The following is a 5,276-nucleotide window of genomic DNA, read 5'->3' on the forward strand; positions in this document are numbered from 1 at the left end:
AGATCCCGCGCTCGCGGAGGATCGGCACGACGTGGTCGACGAACGTCTGGAGCCCCGACGGGAAGACGTCGGGCCCGCGGCGTCCACCAGGCGCGCTCGCCCAGCAGCTGCATCACGGCGGGGACGAGGATCATCCGGACGACGGTCGCATCCACGAGCACCGCGGTGGCCAGCCCGACGCCCATGAGCTTGAGGAAGACCTCGGGGCTCAGGGCGAAGGCCGCGAAGACGGCGACCATGATCGCGGCCGCGGCGGTGATGACGCGGGCGGTGCGGGCGACGCCCTCGACGACCGCGGCCCGCGCGTCGCCGTGCAGCCCGAAGCGCTCGCGGATCGCGGACATGAGGAAGACCTCGTAGTCCATCGACAGCCCGAACAGCGCCGCGAACATGATCACGGGGATGAACGGCGGGACCGGCAGGGCCGTGTCGATCCCGATCAACTGCCCGGCCCAGCCGCCCTGCGCGACGAGGCCGACGACGCCGAAGGCCGCCCCGATCGACAGCAGGTTCATCAGACCGGCCTTCGCGGCGACGATCGGGGCCCGGAAGGCGGCGATCAGCAGCACGAACGAGATCAGGACGACGCCGCCCACGAACAGCGGCAGGCGCTGCGCGGTGACCGTGCCCTGGTCGACGGTCGCGGCCGTCCGGCCGCCGAGGTGGACGTCGAGGCCCGCCCGGGCCAGCGGCCCGTCGCGGAGGCGCTGCACGAGGTCCCGCGTGCTCTGGCTCTGCGGCGACGTCGTGGGCACGATCGTCAGCAGGGCGGCACGGTCGCCCCCGGAGAACGCGGGGGCGGCGACCGACCGGACGCCGCGGTCGGCGCGCACGGCGCTCGCCAGTCGCTCCATCGCGGGGCGGTCGGCCGCGCCGCGCGGGGTCTCCGCGACGGCGACGAGCGGGCCGTTCTGCCCCGGCCCGAAGCCGGCGGTCACGCGGTCGTACGACTGACGCTGCGGCGTGTCGGCCGCGGCGTTGCCGTCGTCGGGGAAGCCGAAGCGCAGCGTCGTCGCCGGCGCGGCCAGCAGGAGCAGGAGCGCCAGGGCCAGGGTCGCGGAGAGGACCGGCCGGGCCTGGACGCGGCGGGCCCAGCGGGCGCCGGGGGTCCGGTCGGGGTCGGCCGGGGTCGCACGGACGCCGGGGACCCGGAACCGCTCGATCCGCCGCCCGGCGAGCCCGAGCAGCGCGGGCAGGAGCGTCAGCGACGCGGCCAGCACGACGAGCACGGCCAGGCCGGAGACGAGCGCGACGCCGTGCAGGTACGGCAGGCCCATGAGGAACAGCCCGAGCAGCGAGACGACGACGGTGCCGCCGGCCACCAGGACCGAGCGGCCCGCGGTCGCCATCGCCCCGATCGTGGCCGCCTCGGGTTCCAGGCCGGCCGCGGCGAGCGACCGGTACCGCGTGATGATGATCAGGGCGTAGTCGATGCCGACGCCGATCCCGAGCATCAGCGCCATCTGGATCGCCCAGTCGGGCGTCGGGACCGCGGCGGCGAGCAGGCCGCCGAGGCCGACCGCGACGCCGACACCGAGGAGCGCGACGGCCAGGGGCAGGCCGGCGGCGACGGCGGTGCCGAACGTCAGCAGCAGGACCACGGCCGCGACGGCGAAGCCGACGAGCTCGGACGTCATCGGGGCGTCCTCCTCCATGCCGGGGACGCCGCCGGTGACGTACGTCTCGGTGCCCGCCTGCTTCGCGGCGGTCTCGCCGAGCGCGACGAGCGCGGTGCCGGTGGCCTCGGGGACGCGGGTGGCGACGTCCTGCAGCGGGACGCGGACGACGGCCGTCGTGCCGTCGCGCGACACGGCGGCGTCCTTCGCGGTGACGCCGCCGGCGACGTCGGGGAGCTTCGCGGCGTCCCGCAGGAGCGCGTCGATCGCGGCGGTCGACCGCGGCGTCACGGCGCCGGCGTCGGCGTGCCAGACGATGCGCACCTCGTCGGCGGAGCGGCCGCCGAAGTCGCGCTCGAGGGTCTTCGCCGCGGCCTCGGACTCCGAGCCGGGGGTGGCGTAGTCGACGACGAAGTCGCCGCCGAAGGACGCCGAGCCGGCGATCGCGAGCACGAGCACGACGATCCAGGCGGCGACGACGGAGCGGCGACGCCGGAAGGCGAGGCGTCCGAGGCGTCCGAGCGGCGTGCGCTCGGGGTGGTCCGGGAGGGGTTCCATGGGGTGGTCCTGACGGGAGGAGGGGCGGGGTGCTTCCGGTCTTCCCGACCGTATGAACCGGTGCTCCCCGCGTCGTCGGCCTGCCGGACGCACCGGGCGTACTCCCGTGGGAGTACGCGGGCCCCGCCGTCAGGCCCGGGTCGCCGTGCGCCGTCCGCCCTCGTCCGCCGACCGGGCGGGGGGCGGCGCGGCCCCGCCCGGCCCCGCCGTCAGGCCCCGGGCACGACGACGCCGGCCTCGTAGGCCGCCACGACGAGCTGGACGCGGTCGCGCGCGCCGAGCTTCATCAGGATTCGCGAGACGTGGGTCTTCGCGGTCAGCGGCGAGATCACGAGGTCCGCGGCGATCTCCGCGTTCGAGCGGCCGCGCGCGACGAGGACCAGGACCTCCTGCTCGCGCTCGGTCAGCTCGTCGAGGGCCGGCGGTCGCACCGGCGGGGTCGCGTCGCGCTGGGCGGCGAACGCGGCGATCAGTCGGCGCGTCACCCGCGGGTGCAGCAGGGCGTCGCCGGCCGCGACGACCCGCACGGCGTGCAGCAGCTCGGCCGGCTCGACGTCCTTGAGCAGGAACCCGCTCGCCCCGGCACGCAGCGCGCCGAAGACGTAGTCGTCGAGCTCGAACGTCGTCAGGACGATCACCTGGACGTCGCGGAGCGCCGGGTCGGCGGTGATCGCGGCGGTCGCCTCCAGGCCGTCGGTGCCGGGCATGCGGACGTCCATCAGGACGACGTCCGGCCGGTGCTCCCGCGCGGCCGCGACCGCCGCGGCCCCGTCGGCGACCTCGGCGCAGACGGTCAGCCCGTCCTCGGCGTCGATCAGCGCGGAGAACCCGGCGCGCACGAGCGCCTGGTCGTCGGCGAGGAGGACGGAGACGGTCACGAGGGCGCTCCGGGCGCGAGGACGCGGAGGACGGAGACGGTCACGAGGGCGCTCCGGGCGCGAGGACGCGCGGGACGGAGACGGTCACGACGCGGACGCGGGCGCCGGGAGCGGGAGCCGGGCCCGCACGGTCCAGGTGCCGTCCGGGGCGGGGCCCGCCTCGGCCGTCCCGCCGACGGCGGACGCGCGCTCGTGCATGCCGCGCAGGCCGGAGATGGGAGGGCTCGGACGCGCTGCGCATGGTCGCCCACACCGGTGTCGACGGGGTGGTCGTCGGCCGGGGCTGTCTGGGCCGGCCGTGGCTGTTCGCCGACCTGGAGGCCGCGTTCACCCAGGGCGCCGACTACCGGCCGGTGCTGCCCACCCTCGGCGAGGTCGCCAAGATCATCTCTCGGCACGCGCAGCTGCTGGTCGAGGCGCTGGAGGACGAGAGACACGGCTGCGCCGACTTCCGTAAGCACGTCGCCTGGTACCTGAAGGGCTTCCCGGTCGGCGGCGAGCTGCGCCGCAGCCTGGCGATGATCTCCTCGCTGGCGGAGCTGGACGACCTGCTGGCGAAGCTCGACCCGGCGGTGCCGTTCCCGGCCGAGGCGCTGGGCCAGCCGCGCGGCCGGGTCAACGCCCCGGGCAAGGTCTCGCTGCCGCACGGCTGGCTGGACAGCCGAGACGACGACACCGTCCCGGAGGGCGCGGAGACCGACGAGTCCGGCGGCTGACCTCCGGATCGGCGGGCCCGGTAGTGGCCGCCCGGTTGGCCGAGGCGATGAACCGCGTGGCCGCGGCCAGGTGGTGGTAGTCGTCCTCTCAGTAGACGACCGGCCATGCGGACGAGTCCCAGCGCAGCAGGTTGATGCCGAGCCGGGCGTCACCCGAGGCGGTGTAGTAGTGGTAGACCAGCACGTCAGCGTCGGTGTCGCCGAGGACCGCCGGGTGCCCGGGGCCGTGGACCGCGTCGTGCGAGGCCAGGATCTCGGTGCCGCCACCGGCGGTCATCGCGGTGCCCGCGCGGTCCAGGTACGGCCCGGTGATCGACCGCGACCGGCCCACCATCGTGCGGTAGGTGCTGGACGCGCCCTGGCAGCAGAAGTCGAACGAGGCGAACAGGTAGTAGTAACCGCCGCGGTAGAAGACGAACGGCGCCTCGATCGACTTGCTGTTCACAAACCGCTCGGCCAGATTGTGGATCGTGCTGTCCGCCCGCTTGCCGGTCGACGGGTTCAGCTTGACCATCTTGATCCCGGACCAGAACGAGCCGAAGCTGAGGTACCAATCGCCGGACGGGGTGACCGTCAGGTTCGGGTCGATCGCGTTGAACCCGCTGGTCGTGGTGCTCTCCACGACCTTGCCGTAATCGGTCCAGGTCCCGGCCGCGCCGGTGGTGCTGCCGGCCAGGAAGATCGCCGACCTGCTGGAGCCGAAGGTCGAGGCCGAGTAGTACATCAGGTACTTGCCGCCGTGGTAGGAGATGTCCGGCGCCCAGAGGTTGGTGTCACCGTTCGTGTACGGGTCGGCCCACGGTGTCCCGTTCGGGAAGGCCTTCCCGGCGTCGGTGAACCGGGTCCGGTCCGACGACGTCTTCAGCCCGATGCCCGGCGCCGTGTAGGCGAGCAGGTAACCGCCGGCCGGGCGCTTCACCATGGTCGGGTCGTGGGCGAACGTCGAGCCGGTCACCACACCCGGATTCGGGTAGGTCGCGGCGTCGGCCATCGTGAAGCCGTAGACACTGGCCGCCACGGCCAGCAGGCCGGTCAGTCCGGCCAGGAGCGTTTTGCGGAGCATGTGGGGGATCGCCTTTCGGTGGGGGATACCCAGAGGTGTCTTGCAGCGCTGTAAAAGTTGCTCGCGCCGGCCGACGAAACTGGGGGATTCGGCATTGCGGTAGATGCGCGACAGCCGGCCGGACAACAGAAATCAGCGCCGGGCCGCGAGCAGAGCGGTGGCCAGCAGGGGGACGACCGCGATCGCGTACAGGACCGGGAGGGACAGCGGCAGGGCGAAGCCGGCGTAGAGGGCGACCGCGCACACCTCGGCCGCGAAGCCGCTGATCGACAGGACCGTGGTGCGGGCCGGACCGGTGATCGTCTCCTGCAGGCGGGTCTCGGCATGCACCATGGCGAACTGCAGCAGACCGAACGCGGCCGAGACCCCGACCATGCCGGCCAGGTGCGGCACCAGCGAGCCCGCCGCCGTCAACCCGGCGGCCTGGGCCAGGGCGCCGGCGAGC

General features: G+C 74.3%; 3 protein-coding genes and 2 pseudogenes. 1 reads left to right on the top strand and 4 read right to left on the bottom strand.

What is annotated here, in order from left to right; genetic code table 11:
* On the bottom strand, positions 1-2,174 hold a 2,174-nt coding region (locus tag AB0L40_RS26215), incomplete at its 3' end, for an MMPL family transporter (protein ID WP_364361494.1).
* Positions 2,175-2,383: 209 nt separating this feature from the next.
* Positions 2,384-3,052 carry a response regulator transcription factor gene (locus AB0L40_RS26220; RefSeq protein WP_364361496.1) on the bottom strand — a complete coding sequence of 223 codons (669 nt, stop codon included), beginning with the start codon at positions 3,050-3,052 and terminating at the stop codon, positions 2,384-2,386.
* Positions 3,053-3,267: 215 nt separating this feature from the next.
* Between AB0L40_RS26220 and AB0L40_RS26225 the strand changes: the two are divergent.
* Positions 3,268-3,768: pseudogene (locus tag AB0L40_RS26225) on the top strand (tRNA-dihydrouridine synthase); the annotation flags it as partial.
* A gap of 88 nt (positions 3,769-3,856) precedes the next feature.
* Here AB0L40_RS26225 and AB0L40_RS26230 read toward each other — a convergent pair.
* Positions 3,857-4,831, bottom strand: coding sequence for an arabinan endo-1,5-alpha-L-arabinosidase (locus tag AB0L40_RS26230; RefSeq protein WP_364361498.1), 975 nt, complete (start codon positions 4,829-4,831; stop codon positions 3,857-3,859).
* A gap of 132 nt (positions 4,832-4,963) precedes the next feature.
* Positions 4,964-5,276, bottom strand: a pseudogene (locus AB0L40_RS26235) (MFS transporter); the annotation flags it as partial.

It is taken from the genome of Patulibacter sp. NPDC049589 (assembly GCF_040675535.1).
GTDB lineage: Bacteria > Actinomycetota > Thermoleophilia > Solirubrobacterales > Solirubrobacteraceae > Patulibacter.

What these genes read in the sequence shown, in the direction of transcription:
- AB0L40_RS26230 (WP_364361498.1), bottom strand. Translation starts at nt 4,831, where the DNA reads ATGCTCCGCAAAACGCTCCTGGCCGGACTGACCGGCCTGCTGGCCGTG.